The organism is Neobacillus sp. NRS-1170 (genome assembly GCF_050468025.1).
The window spans coordinates 82,471-100,867 of the sequence record NZ_JBITPF010000019.1 but is presented as its reverse complement, the minus strand read 5'-3'; the positions used below and the strand labels follow the sequence as shown (position 1 = coordinate 100,867).

At 40.4% G+C, this 18,397-nt stretch carries 14 protein-coding genes; 9 read left to right on the top strand and 5 right to left on the bottom strand.

Annotated features, from left to right (window positions below):
• The first annotated feature begins 20 nt into the window (after positions 1-20).
• From ACIFOT_RS08035 to ACIFOT_RS08025, 3 genes are all read left to right on the top strand, one after another.
• Positions 21-1,463 (top strand): HD-GYP domain-containing protein, encoded by a 1,443-nt coding sequence (locus tag ACIFOT_RS08035; RefSeq protein ID WP_430063788.1) that lies wholly within the window; start codon positions 21-23, stop codon positions 1,461-1,463.
• Positions 1,464-1,604: 141 nt separating this feature from the next.
• Positions 1,605-2,807: an MFS transporter gene (locus ACIFOT_RS08030; protein ID WP_430063830.1), complete on the top strand. Its 1,203-nt coding sequence runs from the start codon at positions 1,605-1,607 to the stop codon at positions 2,805-2,807.
• A 53-nt stretch (positions 2,808-2,860) separates the two neighbouring features.
• The gene (locus tag ACIFOT_RS08025) at positions 2,861-3,466 is read left to right on the top strand and encodes a methyltransferase (RefSeq protein WP_430063786.1); all 606 of its coding nucleotides are present in this window, start codon (positions 2,861-2,863) and stop codon (positions 3,464-3,466) included.
• A 35-nt stretch (positions 3,467-3,501) separates the two neighbouring features.
• On the opposite strand, the gene ACIFOT_RS08020 is transcribed toward ACIFOT_RS08025, so the two are convergent.
• Entirely contained in the window at positions 3,502-4,077 is a 576-nt protein-coding gene (locus ACIFOT_RS08020) for a hypothetical protein (protein WP_430063784.1), read from the bottom strand.
• 190 nt (positions 4,078-4,267) lie between these two features.
• Between ACIFOT_RS08020 and ACIFOT_RS08015 the strand changes: the two genes are divergently transcribed.
• Genes ACIFOT_RS08015 through ACIFOT_RS08000 form a run of 4 tightly spaced genes read left to right on the top strand, consistent with a single transcriptional unit; the run spans position 4,268 to position 8,625 of the window.
• Positions 4,268-6,382, top strand: a complete 2,115-nt coding sequence (locus ACIFOT_RS08015) for a histidine kinase (RefSeq protein ID WP_430063782.1) — start codon at positions 4,268-4,270, stop codon at positions 6,380-6,382.
• Entirely contained in the window at positions 6,379-7,047 is a 669-nt protein-coding gene (locus ACIFOT_RS08010) for a response regulator transcription factor (RefSeq protein WP_430063780.1), read from the top strand. Before ACIFOT_RS08015 ends, ACIFOT_RS08010 begins: the two co-directional genes overlap by 4 nt.
• A gap of 13 nt (positions 7,048-7,060) precedes the next feature.
• On the top strand, positions 7,061-7,615 hold the full coding sequence (locus tag ACIFOT_RS08005) for a histidine phosphatase family protein (protein ID WP_430063778.1): 555 nt from the start codon (positions 7,061-7,063) through the stop codon (positions 7,613-7,615).
• 11 nt (positions 7,616-7,626) lie between these two features.
• Positions 7,627-8,625 carry a DUF418 domain-containing protein gene (locus tag ACIFOT_RS08000; protein WP_430063776.1) on the top strand — a complete coding sequence of 333 codons (999 nt, stop codon included), beginning with the start codon at positions 7,627-7,629 and terminating at the stop codon, positions 8,623-8,625.
• Between the two features lie 23 nt (positions 8,626-8,648).
• Here ACIFOT_RS08000 and ACIFOT_RS07995 read toward each other — a convergent pair whose 3' ends face one another.
• Positions 8,649-9,905 carry an ATP-binding protein gene (locus tag ACIFOT_RS07995; RefSeq protein ID WP_430063775.1) on the bottom strand — a complete coding sequence of 419 codons (1,257 nt, stop codon included), beginning with the start codon at positions 9,903-9,905 and terminating at the stop codon, positions 8,649-8,651.
• Positions 9,906-10,153: 248 nt separating this feature from the next.
• Here ACIFOT_RS07995 and ACIFOT_RS07990 point away from each other — a divergent pair, with 248 nt between their 5' ends.
• A complete protein-coding gene (locus ACIFOT_RS07990; RefSeq protein ID WP_430063773.1) occupies positions 10,154-11,614 on the top strand; it encodes a PAS domain-containing sensor histidine kinase in 1,461 nt (486 codons plus the stop codon).
• Positions 11,615-11,668: 54 nt separating this feature from the next.
• Here ACIFOT_RS07990 and ACIFOT_RS07985 read toward each other — a convergent pair whose 3' ends face one another.
• A complete protein-coding gene (locus ACIFOT_RS07985) occupies positions 11,669-12,205 on the bottom strand; it encodes a ribonuclease H-like YkuK family protein (protein WP_430063771.1) in 537 nt (178 codons plus the stop codon).
• A 101-nt stretch (positions 12,206-12,306) separates the two neighbouring features.
• Positions 12,307-12,810, bottom strand: a complete 504-nt coding sequence (locus tag ACIFOT_RS07980) for a DinB family protein (protein ID WP_430063769.1) — start codon at positions 12,808-12,810, stop codon at positions 12,307-12,309.
• Positions 12,811-13,119: 309 nt separating this feature from the next.
• On the opposite strand from ACIFOT_RS07980, the gene ACIFOT_RS07975 reads away from it, so the two are divergent.
• Entirely contained in the window at positions 13,120-15,507 is a 2,388-nt protein-coding gene (locus tag ACIFOT_RS07975; RefSeq protein ID WP_430063768.1) for a M14 family zinc carboxypeptidase, read from the top strand.
• A gap of 103 nt (positions 15,508-15,610) precedes the next feature.
• Here ACIFOT_RS07975 and ACIFOT_RS07970 read toward each other — a convergent pair whose 3' ends face one another.
• Positions 15,611-18,007 (bottom strand): M14 family metallopeptidase, encoded by a 2,397-nt coding sequence (locus ACIFOT_RS07970; protein WP_430063766.1) that lies wholly within the window; start codon positions 18,005-18,007, stop codon positions 15,611-15,613.
• Positions 18,008-18,397 lie beyond the last annotated feature (390 nt).

Here is an 18,397-nt window from a genome sequence, read left to right as displayed (position 1 = left end):
ATTCGTTTTGGAGGATGGTTATGAAGTCTTACAGTTTTCTGTGGCCGTTGATTGCTGCGTCATTTCCCTATTTATTATTTGAAGCTCTTCATCAGGGAATATTAAAGGATGAATTCTTCCGGATGCCAAGGGGGCATTTTTATATCGTCAGTCTCGTATCTCTTCTAGCAAGTATCATCGCGATTGCTGTAGGGATTGCCGCTGTGAGAATCCGCAATATAAAAGTTAGTTTTCTGTCACTGTCTTTCTTCTCTCTTGGGATTATGTTTTCGATTCATGGTCTGGCAACTCCGGATATCTTTCTCGATAACTACCATTTGCCTGCCATTGCAGCCCAATTAAGCATGTTATTGGCAACGGTTTGGATTTGGTTGTCTTCACTCCCTTCGGACAACCCTCTTGTAAATTTTTTAGCAAAAAGGCAGCGATGGCTGCTTCCATTATGGACGCCAGTTTTAGTCATTTTTTCAATCATCGGGATCCTGAATCCTCATCTTACCCATGATATTCCATTACATGTAATGCCATTAAATGTGATTTTGACGATTGTCATTCTGTTATTAAATGGCATGACAGCTTATCGCTATTATCAATCCTATCTATTTACACGATTTCCGTTACAATTATCGATTGTATATAGTTCCAGTTGGTTCATAGTCTCTCAGCTTATTATGGTAAGAGGGGAGGAATGGAACCTAAGCTGGTGGATATATCATTTCTTATTACTCGCCTCGATGATTGTTATGATCACCGGACTCATCAAACAGTATGGTGTAAAAGGGTCTTTGGCGGAATCGATTCGCTCGCTCTATACAACCGACCCTTTCGAACGAGTGATGAACAGTATTGGACAAAGTGTCAAAGCCTTAGTGAATGCTACAGAAAAAAAGGATATCTATACAGTAGGCCATACCTTTAGGGTTACCTTGTATGCGTTGCAGCTTGCAGAAGAACTCGGGTTAAAACCGGAGCAGCTGCGCGCGGTTGTTCAGGGGGGGCTGGTTCATGATGTCGGAAAAATTAGTGTCCCCGATGCGATTTTAAACAAACCTGGGAAGCTGCAGTCTGATGAAAGGGCTATTATCGAAAAGCATCCTTTAGATGGCTACGAGATTTGCAGGGAGCTTGGCTTTATGATGGAAGAGCTGGGAGTTATCCGTTCACATCATGAAAAATGGGATGGCAGCGGTTATCCGGATCAATTACAAGGCGACGACATACCCTTATTTGCTAGAATTATGGCAGTTGCTGATGTCTATGATGCCCTCACATCAGAACGTTCTTACCGTAAAGCTTGGCCCCATTCGATGGCGATGGAATTTTTAATCGAAAACAAGGGCACCCATTTTGATCCGATTTGTGTAGATGCTTGGGAAAAGCTTTGTTTGCGAAGTCCATCTGTTTATCAATATCCAGCACAGGTAATCAGGGATGAATTGGCTATCCGCCAGATTTCATCATAATAAATAAAAACGGCATGACTCTGAAACAAGAGGAATCATGCCGTTTTTTCTTTGGGAAGGGGCAGTATTGCTAATTCATTGAAATATGTTCACTATAGGAGTAAGGTGAAAATGAAACATATTATTGAGAGAAGGGTTTTTGTGAATAAGCTGCAACAGGGGACAACGGCATTTCGGAAAGCAAATCTTGCCCTTTTTGCCGGGGGATTTATTACATTTTCCATTCTTTATGACGTACAGCCGCTTATGCCGATTTTTTCAAAAGAGTTTGGAGTGCGGGCTGCCACGGGAAGTCTAACATTATCAGTCACTACATTTACCCTCGCCGTATTCATGCTGATTACCAGTTCCTTTTCTGAGGCATGGGGAAGAAAGATTATCATGGGGGCTTCATTAATTTTATCCTCTCTCATCGTTATTTTTACGGCTTTTAGCCCTGATTTTGGGTCATTACTGGCATTCCGTGTACTCCAAGGTGTTGTTCTTGCCGGCCTTCCCGCCATTGCGATGGCCTATCTTGGAGAAGAGGTCGAACCAAATAGTTTGGGTACAGCAATGGGCCTATATATTAGCGGCAATTCCATCGGAGGAATGGCTGGGAGAATTATTACAGGCTCAGTGACGGACTTTTTTTCGTGGCGGATTGCCATGGGCAGCATCGGTGTCATCAGCCTATTGCTAAGTATCTGGTTTTGGCTGAATTTGCCGGAATCTCGAAATTTTAAACCAAAACCTTTGAATTTAAAGGGTTTATTTGTTTCTTTGTTCCGTCATTTGAGGGATCCTGCTTTATTATGCTTATTTGGAATTGCGTTTATCTTAATGGGTAGCTTTGTTACCTTATTTAATTATATTGGCTTTCAATTGCTGGAGCCGCCTTATCAGTTAAGCCAGACCATTATTGGATGGATTTTTATCGTTTATTTAACAGGTACCTTCAGTTCAACTTGGATGGGACGATTATCCGATTCGCTCGGACGCCGCAAAGTCCTTTGGTTTGGACTTTTGATTATGCTATCAGGTGCGGTATTAACCCTAGGTGAACCGTTAGTATTAAAAGTAATCGGGATTGCCGTTTTTACCTTTGGCTTTTTCGGCGCTCACTCCATTGCCTCAAGCTGGGTCGGAATAAGAGCGAAAACGGGAAAAGCACAGGCTTCCTCGCTTTATTTATTTTTTTACTACAGTGGTTCAAGTATTGCAGGGTCGGCCGGTGGATTTTTCTGGGCTCAATATGGCTGGGGGGGAGTTATTGGTTTTATCATTATCTTGCTTCTTTGCGCCTTCCCATTATCCGTTAAGCTTTCTTCGGTTTCAGCGAAAGCCTTACGAGTAAAAAATTAGTAACATACATTTCCACTGCAATCAGCCTAATCATGCATACACAGGAGTCAACTATGAAAGAACATTATTATGACAAATTGTTTAATATTAAAACGAAGGGATATCCAAAGGATGTCCACAAATCCTTGCATTATCATCGTTATGAACCAACTCCGTATAGTGCATTAGAGGTGCTTTTTGATCATTACAAATTAAAAAGCAGCGATTATATTGTGGACTTTGGCTGTGGAAAAGGGCGATTGAATTTTTACATTCATTATTTATTTCATGCCCATGTCCTCGGGGTTGAGTTGGACAAATCACTTTTTCAAGATGCGATTGAAAATCGAAAAAGTTATGCAAGGAAACATAACGGAATGGATCATATTCACTTTGTTTGCTGCCTAGCTGAGGAATACCAGATTAATTCATCAGAAAATCGGTTTTATTTTTTTAATCCGTTTTCGATTCAAGTTTTCCGGAATATTATCAACAATATTTTGCGGTCTGTGGAAGAAGCAGTGCGTGATGTAGAAATAGTTTTATATTATCCTTCTGAGGATTATATTTATTTTTTAGAAAACCAGACGGCTTTTGAAATGATGCAGGAAATTAAATTGCCTCATGTTTATGAACATAATCCCAATGAGAGATTTTTAATCTATCGATTGGAATATTAAGTAAAAAGCCCCCATGCTTTTGGGGGCTTTTCGCTTTAATTAACGCTTACATTAGATGTTGTTTTGTCTGTCTGTGCTGTTATGTTTTTGTACTTTCCTGTTAAAATGGTATAGCCCATCGCAACGTAAGTCAGTCCCCAAAAGAAGGCAAACCAGTCGCCGAGGAACGGAATTCCTAACGACAGCAGCATTAAAGCAAAAATCATGATATACCAGCGCGGAAAGACCTTGGCGCGGAAGGTAACAATCATTAGGATGAGTGTGCCTAGTAATAGTCCAGGATAGGTGAGCGATTCCGCGATATTAACGAACGTCCCCGGTTTCGGTAAATGTCCATAGGCGAAGAAGCCATAAAAGCCGCTTGCTAATATGATATTGCCGACTGAAAGAAAGATGGCCGCAATAAAACCCAAAACCCCTGTTTGCTTCGATTGTGCTAGAAAGAGATTAATCGAACTAACCCCCATTAAAATACTGGCGATCAAGGCGAAGGTTATTTCCTGCTTGCTGTCCCCGCCAAAAATTAATCCTGACGGTGTCATCCCCATTCTTGCAATTCCTGCTAAAATACAAATTAAGCCTAGCCACTTAACTACTTTTTCTAACGTCATTTTTCCCAGCTCCCTTAGGTTCCTTATTTACATGTCAATCATAACAAGCGGCTATTCCTATTTACGAGGGCAGCCCATACCTAAATAGATTGGGAACTTTTATAGGGAAAATCGGGAAACGACGCTATACAGTAAAGGCCAGTCGTTGCTATAATTTTCCTATATGTTGAAAATGGAAGGTAGAGGACTGTTGCGAAAAAGGAAGGATCTTAAATTACTGCTCTTGCAATCATTCGTTTTCCTGTTTAGCGTTTTTACGATTGTTTTTTTCTTAAATAACATCCCTCAATATTTCGAAATACTTCGTTTAGAGTGTGTGTTGGACACATGCAGTTCGTTGGCACCCGCTCCGCCGACAACGTTAGAGAAATTAGCAGCCTATCACTTAACACCGGAAACTTACTCCTTATGGTTTGTCATCATAGAAAGTACATTCGCCTTTCTTTTTTACTTTGCCGCTTCGATTATTTTTTTAAAAAATAAGCGCGGTGGGATGGGGTTTCTTGCCGTTATTGCCCTTGTGGCATATGGAACCACGTTCACGTCACTTATCTATATGGGATCTGAGGGAGGCGTATTGGAATGGGCTCCAGAGGTAATTGCGGGGATCGGAAGGATATCCTTATTTCTCTTTTTGCTGCTTTTTCCAAATGGCAGGCTTGTCCCGCGCTGGACACTGTTTGTGTTTGTTCCATTCTGCGTCATCCAAATTTTAAGCTTAATGATGCCAGGGACAAAGTTTGATCTGTTGAACTGGTCAAATATGGCAAGACTAATCTACTATTTGCTTATGATTGCAGTCACTATTTTCTCGCAGATTTTTCGTTATCGAAAGGTTTCCGGCTCAGTGGAACAGCAGCAAACAAAATGGGTTGTTTATGGGGTTGCCATTTCTTTCATCGGATCGATTATTCTCAGCGGTTTTTTTGTTTACCCCATTTATGCAGAAAATCCTGTTTCCTATATTTATTTAAGCGCTTCGTTGTATGCGGTTGTGGCGATTATTCCGTTGACATTGGTGCTGGCCATCTTAAGGCACCGTTTGTGGGATATTGACCCGCTTGTGAACCGTACTATTTTATACGGTGCTTTGTCCCTTTCTATTATTCTTCTATATTCCGGATTAGTCATGTATTTAAGCAGTTTATTTAAAACAGAAGGAAGTTTTATCATTTCCCTTATTTCTACCGCAGTAGTTGCTGTTCTTTTTTCACCTTTAAAAGAAAGGCTGCAGCGGATTGTGAATCGGCTGATGAAGGGGAGGCATGATGATCCTTATGCGGTGCTGAAGGAATTGGGCGACCATCTCAGCAAGCCATTAGCACCTGAGGAGGTTCTTCAGGTTGTGTCGGAAATAGTCAAAGATGCCCTAAGGCTTCCCTTTGTTGGTATTTCGATAAAGGTGAATGGGGAAGAAAAAATGGCTGCCTCATCGGGAGCTGCTGTGTTTGATGTACACTATTTTCCCATCGTTCATGGAGGTGAGGAGTTGGGGATTCTGAATGTATCAAGCCGATCGGCTGAAGAAGTCTTCACGGCAGAGGATTTGAGGCTGATGGACGTCATGCTCCGCCAGGCCGGACCGATTGTTCAAACGGTAAAAATGACATGGGGGATGCAGGTCCTCGCCACTGATTTGCAAGCATCTAGAGAGAGACTGGTTTTCGCGCGTGAAGAAGAGCGTCTGCAAATAAGGAGGAATCTGCATGACGACCTTGCCCCAAAACTACTTTCATTATCCTTTAATGTGGCAGCGGCTGAGCAGTATGTGAAAAAGAATCCGGATAAGACGCTTGAGCTTCTGGGGGATCTAAGAAATGTTATCAGGACGACTGTAAGTGAAATCCGCACGATGGTTCATGATTTACGGCCCCCGACTTTAGATGAATTTGGTTTAATTGGCTCCATTCAAGCTAGAATCGATGAAATGAAAAAATCGTCAGTTCCATTGATGGTGAGTTTCAGTGCTCCTGTCCAAATGCCTTTGTTGCCGGCCGCTGTTGAGGTTGCGGCTTACCGAATCATTACTGAAGCTCTGGTCAATGTGGTCAAGCATGCCAAGGCAGCCCAATGCTCAGTGTTGATTAGCGTGATTTCAGAAAGAGATTTGGAGATTGAGGTAATCGATGATGGGATTGGTCTGCCCAACCATATTAAACCGTCTTGCAGTGGCGGGCTCGGTTTGAAATCGATTAGGGAGAGGACTTCAGAGCTTGGGGGTTATTGTTTTATTGGAAAAATAAATACAGGCGGGACGCGGGTTAAAGCTCTGCTTCCATTTTTACAAGGGGAGGAACTAACATGAGAATTTTATTGGCAGATGATCACCCGTTATTTCGCAGCGGAGTTCGAAATCTCATTCAAACAACTGAAGATTTGGAAGTGATTGGAGAAGCGGCGACTGGTGATGAAGCAGTCGAAATGGCTTTGAAGCTTAAGTCTGATGTAGTAGTCATGGATATTCGCATGCCCGGTTTAAACGGGATCGAGGCGACGCGGGTCATTAAAGAAAAACTGCCGAAGATGAAAATATTAATTGTCACGATGCTAAAGAATGATAAGTCGGTATTCACGGCAATGAAAATAGGAGCAAGGGGCTATTGTTTAAAGGATGCTAGCGAAATGGAGCTCATGCAGGCGATTCGGATGGTGGGAAATGGAGGTGCCGTATTTAGTTCAGATATTGCAGAACGGATGATGAACTATTTTTCGATGCCGGAGAAAAAAGAAGTTCTGAATCCTGCGCTTAGTGAGTTAACCGGCAGGGAGACCGAAGTGCTGGAGCAGATTGCACAGGGATATACGAACACCCAAATTGGTGCACGGCTGCATTTAAGCACGAAAACGGTGGCCAATCATATTTCCAATATTCTCAACAAGCTGCAGGTGGCTGATCGGTACGAAGCAAAGAGGATCTACAATGCATCGATGAATTCAGTGGAATCTCAAGATGAGGATGATGAGTTTTAGGGGGGAATTGGGAATGAAAAGCATTTATGTAATTAGGCATTGTGAGGCAGAGGGACAGCAGCTGGAGGCGCTGTTAACGGCAAAAGGGGTGCAACAGGCCGAGACATTAGCGAGATTTCTTTCAAATAAGGATATTGAACGAATCATCTCGAGTCCTTTTGTCCGGGCTATTCAATCGATACAGCCTTTAGCAACTCAGAAAGAAATGAAACTTGAGCTCGATGAACGGTTATCTGAGAGGATATTGAGTGCCCTAAATCTGCCTGACTGGCTTGAAAGGCTAAAGGAAACCTTTGATGACCTGGAGTTAAAATTTGATGGCGGGGAGTCAAGCAGGGAAGCAATGAACCGTGTGGTAAGTGTGGTCGAGGACATTATGAAAAGTGAGGCGAAAAATACCCTCATCGTGACCCATGGGAATTTAATGTCATTACTCTTAAAGAATTTCCAGCCAGACTTTGGTTTTGAGGACTGGCAAAATTTAAGTAACCCGGACGTGTTTCTTTTGCAGTTTTTGGACAATAATGAAGTGACAGTCGAACGATTATGGGTGTCAGATACCGTTTAGGAAGGAATGCGATGGATATAAGTAATCGGATTGATATGCTGGATTATTTACGAGGCTTTGCCCTTATGGGAATTATCCTCGTAAATATTATTCCTTTGCTTTCAGTAACGCCGCCGGAACCTGGTTCACTGGATGCCTCGTATTGGAGGGTTCTCTATTTTTTTGTGGAGGGCCGTTTTTACACCATCTTTACCTTTTTGTTTGGTGTCGGGTTTTATCTTTTTATCAGCAGGGCAAATGCGAAAGGAAAAAATGGTTATGCTTTGTTTCTGCGAAGGATCCTCGCTTTGTTTATTTTTGGCCTAATCCATGTACAGTTTCAACAGGGGGAAGCTTTATCCATTTATGCTATTTGCAGCTTGTTTATTTTGCCTTTCTATAAAGCAAATAAGATCGTTAACCTTGTGTTCGGAACCACCATGCTGATTGTATTAAGTATTTTTTCGAACAAAATTTTCATGGTTGTTCCACTTATGTTATTAGGAATCGCTGCAGGACAGTTTCAGGTGTTTGAAAGGATTTCTCATCGTTTGAAAATGGCCGTTATTTTTACTAGCATTTTGTTTGTCTTAAGTGGTTTAGGATTAATCTATCAGTATCAGCATTTACCGGTAATGACGGCTGCGAATAACCTTGAGACACAAAGGTTCATCAATATTGGAATCACAATCGGTCCAGTTGTCTCAGCTTTTTATATTGGGGTATTCATTTTGTTATTGCAAATTCCAATTGTGCGAAAGGTTCTCTCTCCTTTAAAAAGCTATGGCAGGACGGCGCTGACGAACTATGTTTCGCAAACAGCCTTTATTTTGCTGGCAGGGGAGATTTTTGATTTATCTAACCGAATCACATATATTCAGTCTTTTTTTCTGTGCGTGGCTATTTATATTATCCAGTTTATCTTTACCACCTTGTGGCTGCGTTTTTTCCGATTCGGCCCGTTCGAGTGGGTTTGGCGGATGATGACATACCTTCAAGTACCCCCAATACGGATAAAAGAAAGAGGCTAGTTTCTTTTTTAATAGAAACTGCCTCATTTTTTTTCATGCAGGAATGGAAAAACAATTTTCACAACCGTCCCTTTATCGATTTCACTTTCATATTCTATTGACCCGTTCAGTTCACGGATGATTTTGTTGGTAACCATACTGCCTAAGCCAGTCCCTTTTGACTTTGTTCTATAAAAGGGGAGGCCGATCATCTTTAACTGTTCAGGAGTCATTCCCTTGCCGTTGTCTTTAATTCTAATCTCAACCATGTTTTTGAGAGGATCTCCATTTAAAGTGATATGAACGGTGCCTTTTTTAGATATAGACTCTATCCCATTTTTTATCACATTCATGAGTGACTGCTTTAAATGGTGTTCATCTCCTTGCACAAAATATTTTTCTTTATTTTCATAGTCAAGGATGACATTTGAATAGGAAGCAAGTGGTCTCATTAATTGGACACAGTCACTTATGACATCATTTAGTGAAATGACGGAAAGCTGAAAGGGTTCTGGCTTTGCCAGTTTTAAATAGTTTGTAATAATGCTGTTGGTTCGGTCTAACTCTTCCATAATTAAGGGGGAGAATTTTTTTAATTGTTCATCCTTGGTATCTGTGCTTAAATATTGGATAAATCCTCTGACTGTTGAAAGCGGATTTCTAATTTCATGTGCAATGGATGCCGTCAATTGTCCAATCATTGTTAATTTGTCGAGATAAACCATCTCCTCGAACTGCTTGTTTATTTTTATCAAGTGTTCAATCACATAAATTAAGGCAACGGTGGTTAAATAAAAGGCAATAAAGTAAACAAGATAAAATGCCAGGTCTAATAAATGGACGTTAAAGTAAAGAATCGTGATATACACAATAAAATAACAAAATATGACTAGGGACCCTGCGGTAACTTTCGACTGGGCTTTAAGAAAAATACTTCTAAGTAAAATGGCACTTACGAATGAGGCAATAGAAACAATGATTCCAATGATAAGGAATTTTCCTCCGATAATATACCGTAAAATGCAGACGCATAATAGAACTATACTACCTGGAACCCATCCCCCATATAGAGTTAGAATGATAATTGCACACATTCTTAAATCAAAATGGGTGTCCCCTAAAGTTTCGATAGGATAAAACATACAAAAAAGGGCACCAAATGAACCGATTAAACCCAAAATGAATTGTTGCTTAAAAGAAAGAGGAATCTTCGTTTGGAAAGGAAAAAATAGGTTTGCATTAAAAGTAAAAGAAAATAAAATCGTAATGTTCACTAACAGTGGTTTGATTAAAGTAATCAAGAAATATCCTCCGTGTTATTAATAGACACATTTCCAATCTTATCCTTCCCCGAAACAAAAATAAAAAATTTCCCTAATAGAAAACAGAAATGACAATGTCCGCCTACGGTGGACAAAATTGGTTGAAATGTCTTTTTGTGGTGCCTGACACCGCATATAATATTCAAAAAATTTCTCTTTTCTTTATCGTATAATTCTGTAAAATGGATATGATGAGTGAGAATAATTGATTGTTTGGGGAGATCTCTATGTCGAAGAGTTTTCAGATATTTGGCGAAGCAAATGAATCTGTCATCTATAATCCAGATGAGTTAATCGATCTTTTTCTTGATTGTACAGTCGACGGAATTTGTTTAGTCGATATGGACAATCGTTTTATTCGTGTAAACCGAATGTATACCAAAATATTTGGTTATACGGAGGAAGATATCATCGGGAAGAGATTTACGGAATTCCCGAATCCTGATATAGTGGTCAAAATAATAGAAGCTGTCAAACTCGGAAAAGCTTTTCATAATATCGTAACACAGCGGTTCCATAAAGATGGAAGTGTCCTTGATATCGCTGTATCCTATTCACCTTTTCGAAATTCAAATGGTGATATAATCGCGATAATGGCCATTTACCGTGATGTAACAGAGCACCTGAATACTGAAAGGGAATTGAAAAGAACGCGGGAGCTATATAAACTAATTACTGAAAACACCTCAGATATGATCAAGGTTTATACGAAAGATAAAAAGATTCTTTATGCATCCCCATCTCATGAGAAAGGGATTGGGTTTACTCCTGAGCAATTAGTTGGGCGGAATGTCGATGATATTATCTTTCCTGAGGATAAAGAATATTTTGAAACCGTGGTTCAAAACTTAATCGATACTGGGGAACCACAGCTGTTTGAAATAAGGATTAAAACCGGTGATAACGATGTAATCTTTTCTGAAACGAATATTTCACCGATATATAACGAGCAAAAAGAAATTGATTCATTTGTGGCAGTTGGAAGAAACATAACAGACAGGGTAAAAAATGACGATGCTCTTCGTAATTTAGACCGACTATCGATCATTGGCCAGCTCGCTGCAGGTGTGGCACACGAAATTCGCAATCCTTTAACCTCATTAAAAGGCTTTTCAAAACTATTGAAAAGTACGAGTGAGAAGAGTAAGCAAGAGAACTACTTATCTATTATTATGAACGAACTAGACCGAATTGATATGATTGTAAATGAGTTTATGTCCTTAGCAAAACCGCAGGCCATTCAATTTGAAAAGGAAAATTTAATAGGGATTTTAGATAGTACGATTAATGTTCTGCACCCGCAGGCTTTACTGCATAATGTTCAAATCAAAAAAGCGTATCCATTAGATGATATTGAGTTACTTTGCAGTCCGCACCAATTAAAGCAAGTGTTTGTCAATTTCCTTAAGAATGCCATTGAGTCGATGCCAAACGGAGGAAATGTACATATTAATATCCAAAAAATAGAGGACAAAAGGGTACTTGTTAGTTTTAGGGATGAAGGTGTTGGGATCGATACAGAGCTCATGGGTTTTCTAGGAACTCCTTTTTATACCACAAAGGATAAGGGAATCGGGCTAGGACTTACCGTCAGCAACAAAATTATACAGGAACATAACGGCATAATGAAAATCGAAAGCCAGTCCGGTGTTGGCACTATAGTCAAAGTAGAATTAGAGTGTATATAATAAAGGGTGTCAGGCACCACCCGTGGACAAATGTCCATTTGCGGTGCCTGACACCTATTTAGTGTACCTATTTGCATAGCTGGAGGCAACGAAGGCGTCCGGTTTGATTTTTGGTTCAACTCCCATGGATTCGATTCGCGTAACCATTTCTTTTACAAATTCACTGGTCTTGTTACGTTTGCCGGCACCGATATCGATATGACCTTCTATTGTAAATGTAGCCCCTTGATAAAGATAGGGGAGGACAATGCTAATCAATTCATTTTTTTTATCTTCCGTAAACATAGACACAATCTCTTCTGTTAACGAAAGTTCGAGGGAAATCCTTTCATGTAAATGCGTCATTTTCCTTGGTACAATCACCTTTCTAATGCACGCCCACACGCCATGTCCCTCATTTTGAATCACGATACCAGTAATAAATATGGTCGTGGATCTATGAACTTGTGAATCTGTGCCGACCATTAAACGGTAGTTCCCATTTGGGTTTATCTTCATGAACTCGACAATCCGTTCAAAGACCTGTTCAAACGACATCCCATTCTCCTGAAGATTTTGAAACGAATGATGATAAGCTTGGGATTTTTTCATTTAAAGCACCACATCTTTCCCTTCCAATTGAAAGTTTTGTTTCGGTTCTTATTCCTATCATATGGGAAGGATTTTATAGTCGTGCAGCCTGACACCATAAATCAAAGAATTTGAGATTTTATTTCGTTGATTTGTTCGATGTGCCGTTGTTCGTGTAAATAGATAAGCTCAATCCATTGAATAAGGGGGAGTTCGCCGAAGAGAGGATGTTTTGCTGATTTATCACGCAAAATGGAATCGTTCTCAATCTTATTTAAAACGTTTAGCAGCATCGTTCTCGATTCCTTAAGCATATTGAGGATGTGGTGAATTTCAAAGGATTCTTCACTAGGTATGATGAAACTTGGTGCGTCGACTTTCCTTGTCCGATCGGAAATACGATCGATTGATCTTGGTTTGACCTTTGGGCTGTCCTTTTGTTTTAGAGCATAATTAATCCCATGTACAAATGATTTTTCTGCTAAATAAAGGTGATGGCAAACTTGAGCCACGCTCCAGGTATCACTTCGTAAAACAGTATTCAATTCTTCAAAACTTAATGTAGTAATTTCATCTAATAACTGCATCCTCGTTTCCGCCAGGTTTCCACAAATGATTTGATTCATAAACAATCTCCCTTCAAATGATTAAATGTCCATATAGATTCCCTAATGTGTTATATTCGCCTGCTTAGAAAATATTCCTTTTAATATGGTGTCAGGCACCATTTTTGGACATTTGTGCGTATACAGTGTACAAAGAATTTCTTATCAATGGCCGTGATGATTGTATATTTATATATATCCTTGTACCTAAAAAATTTCCTTATTTGTACAGGGAATTAGTAGGATGCTATATTTTGGAATTATTAATATACTATTTTCGTAAATAAAAATACATATTTTATTATAAAAATACATATATGGGGGTTAATCATGAAGAAAAGCACTAAGAAAAAAGCTGCTGCTAGTATTTTGGCTGTTAGTTTAATTTCAATGGTTCCTTGGTCAACAGGTTTTGCTGAAGGCCCAAAATGGACAAACGTCAATACATACGAAGAACAGGATGGCAGCAAGTTTAATAGTGAGAACTATGATTTTGTGAAGTTCTCACAAATTGGTACAAAATTAAATGAAATTGCAAAACAATCTAATAGAATTAAAGTTGAAGTCCGTGGAAAGTCAGCGGATGGGCACCCACTATATGTTGTCACGATTGCTGATCCAACTACACAAGGTAAGTTTGGCAAAATCCAAGCACTTAGGAAGCAGATGTTTAAAAATCCAGGGAAGGCCCAGGATTGGATTGCTGCAAATCCAGACTTTAAAGTTCCTATTATGATTAATGGCTCCATTCATGGGACTGAATTTGTAGGAAGCGATGCACTTCTACAATTGATAGAACGTTTTGCAACACAAAATGACCAAGAAACAAAGGGAATTTTGGAAAATAATATTCTCATTTTTAATGTTGTGCAAAACCCTGATGGACGTGTTAATGCAACTCGTTTTAACGGAGAAGGGATCGATTTGAACCGTGACTTTATCACACAGTCACAGCCGGAAACGAGGGAAACCGTAGGTCTTATTAAAGAGTGGAATCCGATGGTATTCCTAGATACACATGGATATGTAAAGAATTACGCACCAAACCGCCAGGGATTAATTGAGCCTTGTACACCGCCGCATAATCCAAACTATGAGTACGACCTATATAACAAGTGGGCTTATAAGCAGGCTGAGGCAATGGAAGCCAATATCATGGCAGATAAAGCAGATTTTACAGGGGATCTCTACAAGAGCATGAAAGGTGTTTACGTTCCTCAACGTGATGATGCGGCTGGCTGGGATGATTATCCGCCAATCTTTACACCAATGTATGCAATGTACCATGGTGCCTATGGTCATACGCTAGAAGCGCCAACAAATGACTGGGACGGTGTCCGCTGGCAGTATAATGCCATTATGGGTGCTCTTAAGTTTGCAACCGCAAATAAACAGGCAATGATAACCGATCAAATCGAAATGTTTAAACGCGGCATCAATTTTGACCATCCTTTCCATCCAGATGGATTCTTCCCGAAAGCTTATATTCTGCCTGTTGATGAAAAGGACCCTACAGTAACAGATAAAGCTGTTAACCACTTATTAAACAACGATATCGAAGTCGTCCAAGCTGCAAAAGCGTTTGAAGCAGATGGAAAAACGTATCCTAAAGGAACGTATATTGTAAAAATGGATCAGGCGAAAGCAGGGTTGGCCAATACAATGCTTTGGGATGGGGAAGATATTACAGATGATACACCAGCTATGTATGATATCTCGGCATGGAGCCTGCCAGAACTTTGGGGCTTTGAAGCGCTGCCAACACAAAATTCAGTGGATGTGACAACCACCAAAGTAAATCAGGTCACAGAACAAGGTGCTGTTACCGGTAAAGGCCCATATCTAATTCCGAATAGCTCCGTAAAAGCTGTTAATCTAGTAAATACATTGCTTCAACAAGGTGTTGCTGTAAAACGTGACCAACAGGGTAATTTCTACACAGAAGCCGCAGCAAATCAAATCTCTGCCGCGGTTAAAGCATCAGGCTTGCAGGTGGGATCAACAGCTACTATTCCTGCGGATGCAGCCACACTTAATAATTTAAAAGTAGCCATTTTGAAAGACGGAGGGATGGGGAAACAACAATCCCACAGCGGAACAAAGCTTGCATTGAAACGACTTGGCTTCCAGGTGACTGAAGTCACACCGGTTGAGGTTGCAGAAAATGGCTTAAATGGCTTCGATGTTTTTGTATATAGCGGTACAGAGAGTTTAATTTCTACGAACCTATCAGCAGCGAACAAAGAATTTGGTTTCCAAAATGCCAGTCAGCTAGATTCTTTTAAAGCTAATCTAAATAATTTTATGAATGCTGGCGGTAAGTACATTGCGGTTGGTGCAGGTGCTTCAAAAGCAACGTTCACACTTGGCCTTACGGATGACACGATAAATCCTGGCGGGTCTAACTCTAACGGAATTGTAAAGGTGAGCTATGAAGGTTCTGGTTTAACTGCTGGTTACGGGCAGAATGACCTTGGTTTCGTATATCGTCCAGTCTGGTATACAGGAACAGATAATGATGAAGTTGCAGCAACTCTTGCAGACTCAGACGATTTCTTTTTGGCAGGACACTGGAAAAACAATAGTACTGCAAAGGGACAGGCAATAATGGTAAAAGAGAAAAATAAAGACGTTACCTTGATCGGTTTAGAAGCAGGCTTCCGTGATCATACCGATTACCTATTCCGCCTGTTATCAAATGCGATTTTTGAAAAATAAAACATTATCGATTAAGAAAAGCCCGGTTCAGCAGAGAACTGGGCTTTTACTTTTTTGATATGATAAAAGGTTGACCATAAAAGGCCAACCTCCCAATCTATTATTACTTTATTGTTAAAGTTACAGAGTTAAAGTTATTTCCTTTGCTAAGTGGATTGTAATTTTTTTCAATGTTTCCGGCTGCATCAACCGCAAACCAATTGATAGTAGTGGTTTTATCAACTTTCAACGTTTCCGCATCTTCACGAATTCCACTTAACTTGATTTTTTCGGATTTAAAAGTTGGACGGCTGCCGTCGAGTGTATAGTAAATAGTTGATGCCTCACTCGTTTCAAAGCTGACCTCAACCGGAACGGAGAATTTACCATTGCCAGGGACAGCTTTTGAGGAAGGCGGCTGGTGATCCTTCGAATTGTTGTAAGCCACTTTAATCATGCCAATTAAACCGTTGGCAAATTCCATGGCTTCTTCATGGCCTTCTGAAAATGCAGGCTGGAATCCAACGGGCTTCCAGGTTTGTGCTTCTTTATCCCATAAATCTGCTCCGACTTCAAAATCCCATGCATAAATGCCTTTTGCATACCATAGGTAGTCGGCAGAGTTGCCTGCTGCAGAGTATAGTACATCTGGTACTGGACCTGTACGGCTTGGGAGAATGACTGTGCCCCTGTGATCCTGAATATCGTTAAGAATGGTATCTGAGGCTGCCCAATAGAAGGCTTCTTCACCTGCAGTCGGACGCGGCAGCGTTGTACGATTTGCATCATAAGCACCTGGTGACCACATAAAATACCCACCATAGCTATGAATATTCATTGCGAATTTGATGTTTGAAAACTTATCAGCGAGCCAGACTATATTTTTAGCTTCCGGTTCGGAGTTTTCTGCTGTTCCAGCGTAAGTGCCGCTTCGGCATTGTGACGTGGAAGCGCCAATAAATCCATCAAAAGCAGATCCGATTGAGTGGTTACGGTTTAGGTCGACGCCCCAAGAATTTCGGTAACCTGGGTCCGATTCGGTTGGACCGCAATAATTGGTCATATTTTTTCGCTGCATATTGTAATCATAGAAGCTGTAATTAGCTCCGTCAGGATTTACCGTTGGAACAAGGAAAATATCCAGGTTATCAACGAGTTGCTTCGTTTCTCCATCATAGGCATAGTTTCGGAGCAGCCGTTCAGCCGTTTCAATTGTCACGAGAGGTGTTACCCATTCACGGGCGTGCTCCTGAGCATACCCAAGCACACCTGGCTTTGAACCATCACGGTGTTTTCCAATACGGATTGCTTTTACTGTAAAAGGATCACGGGAAACGCTAGCAGGAGCTTTTAATCCGTCAGTTAACGTTGCAGTTGCAGGGGAAACCGTTCCTAAACCAGCATTGCCGCGTAATGTAGTTGCGGATACGAGTTCTTTGGCATCAGAATTAAGGGCATCCACTACTTGTTTTGCTGTACTTGTAACAATAGCGGAAGAATCTGTAGCCAAATCCACTAAAATCTTTTTACCGTCTATTGTTACTTTCAAAGGAGAATCGCCGGTTTCAGGATTTCGGAACTCTACTGTTATATCATTTCCGCCTTCATGGCCCCATGCTTTTGAAGTTACCACAACAGAGGAATTAGTAGAGCTGCCCACGGTCGCCTGGGCCAATCGGCGATAGCCGTTTGTTTTATTCGGCATGTCAATGATTTCTACTAAATCAGGAAAATTTTTTGCTAATTTTTTGGCTCGCTCATATAGCTCAGCAGGAGCCATATAATGGTCGACAAAATCTTTGACATAGTGTTTCTTTGGATTTCCAGGCTTGTCTACACCTAGCCACTGAGTAACGGTACTCGTGGCAGTTCCGCCAAGATTGCTTGTGATTTTTACAGATGATGGAATGGAGCTGACGGGTATTTCAAGCCAATGGTACATATATTCACCTAAGTCAACAAATCTTTCAAGGGTTGCTGATTTTTCAACTCCATTTTCTGTCCAGGTGGCTGTAAGAGCCGTACTTGCCGCAGCACCAGCACTTGTTTTTGCTTCAACATATAGGAAGGTTTCAGATTGATTCGTGTAATGGTTTGCCCGAAGAATTTTAACGGAATCTTCAGCAGCTGTCAGATTCGCCTCCTGCTGTACGGAAGTCTGTCTCTCTGCTGTTCTAGTCTTCCATTCCTTTTCTGTGATTAAGGTGTCCTTTACCTTGATTCCAAAGGTTTTTAACATGGCAAGCTCAGTTGGTGTAACAACGGCGTCTACTTCTAAAATTCCACTGTGTTCGCTGGCCCTGTGCGCAAGGTCAATTCCAAGTTCTAACAGCTTGTCCTTTGCTTTTTGATTAGGAACCTCCAACTGAACAATAGAGACAGATTCCTCTTTTGGCAGAGGCTGATCGGGCAGCCCGCTCGCTTGTGTCTTCGTGGTGAGACCAGGATATAGAGTCGTGAATCCTAGTCCGGTGATAGCGGACATGACCATTAGATTTCGTTTCCACTTCTTTTTAACCAAATACTTGCACCCCCAAAAATTTTCTCATCAAATTTTAATAATACAAGCCCATTGTAAATTCAATATTCTGTATATTTTGTCGGAAATTTAGAATGAAAAAGTATATTCGTTTTACAAAAATTTCAGAAAGCGAAATATTTCTATTGATTCTAGAATAGTATTTTAATAGGGATAAATCCCTATTATAAAAGTTTTATAAGGATTAGGAATTTTATGGGTATATTAATGTTTGTATACTAAGGGTCGTTATTTCTATATATCTTTAAACAGTCATTAAGTATGGGATTTGTTATTTTTTATGTAGATTCTTGTAGAATTTTATAGTATTTTGGAAGCTATTTATTGCAATAAGTGCGGCTCATTTTAATGGAGAATCTAAAAACTTTAAAG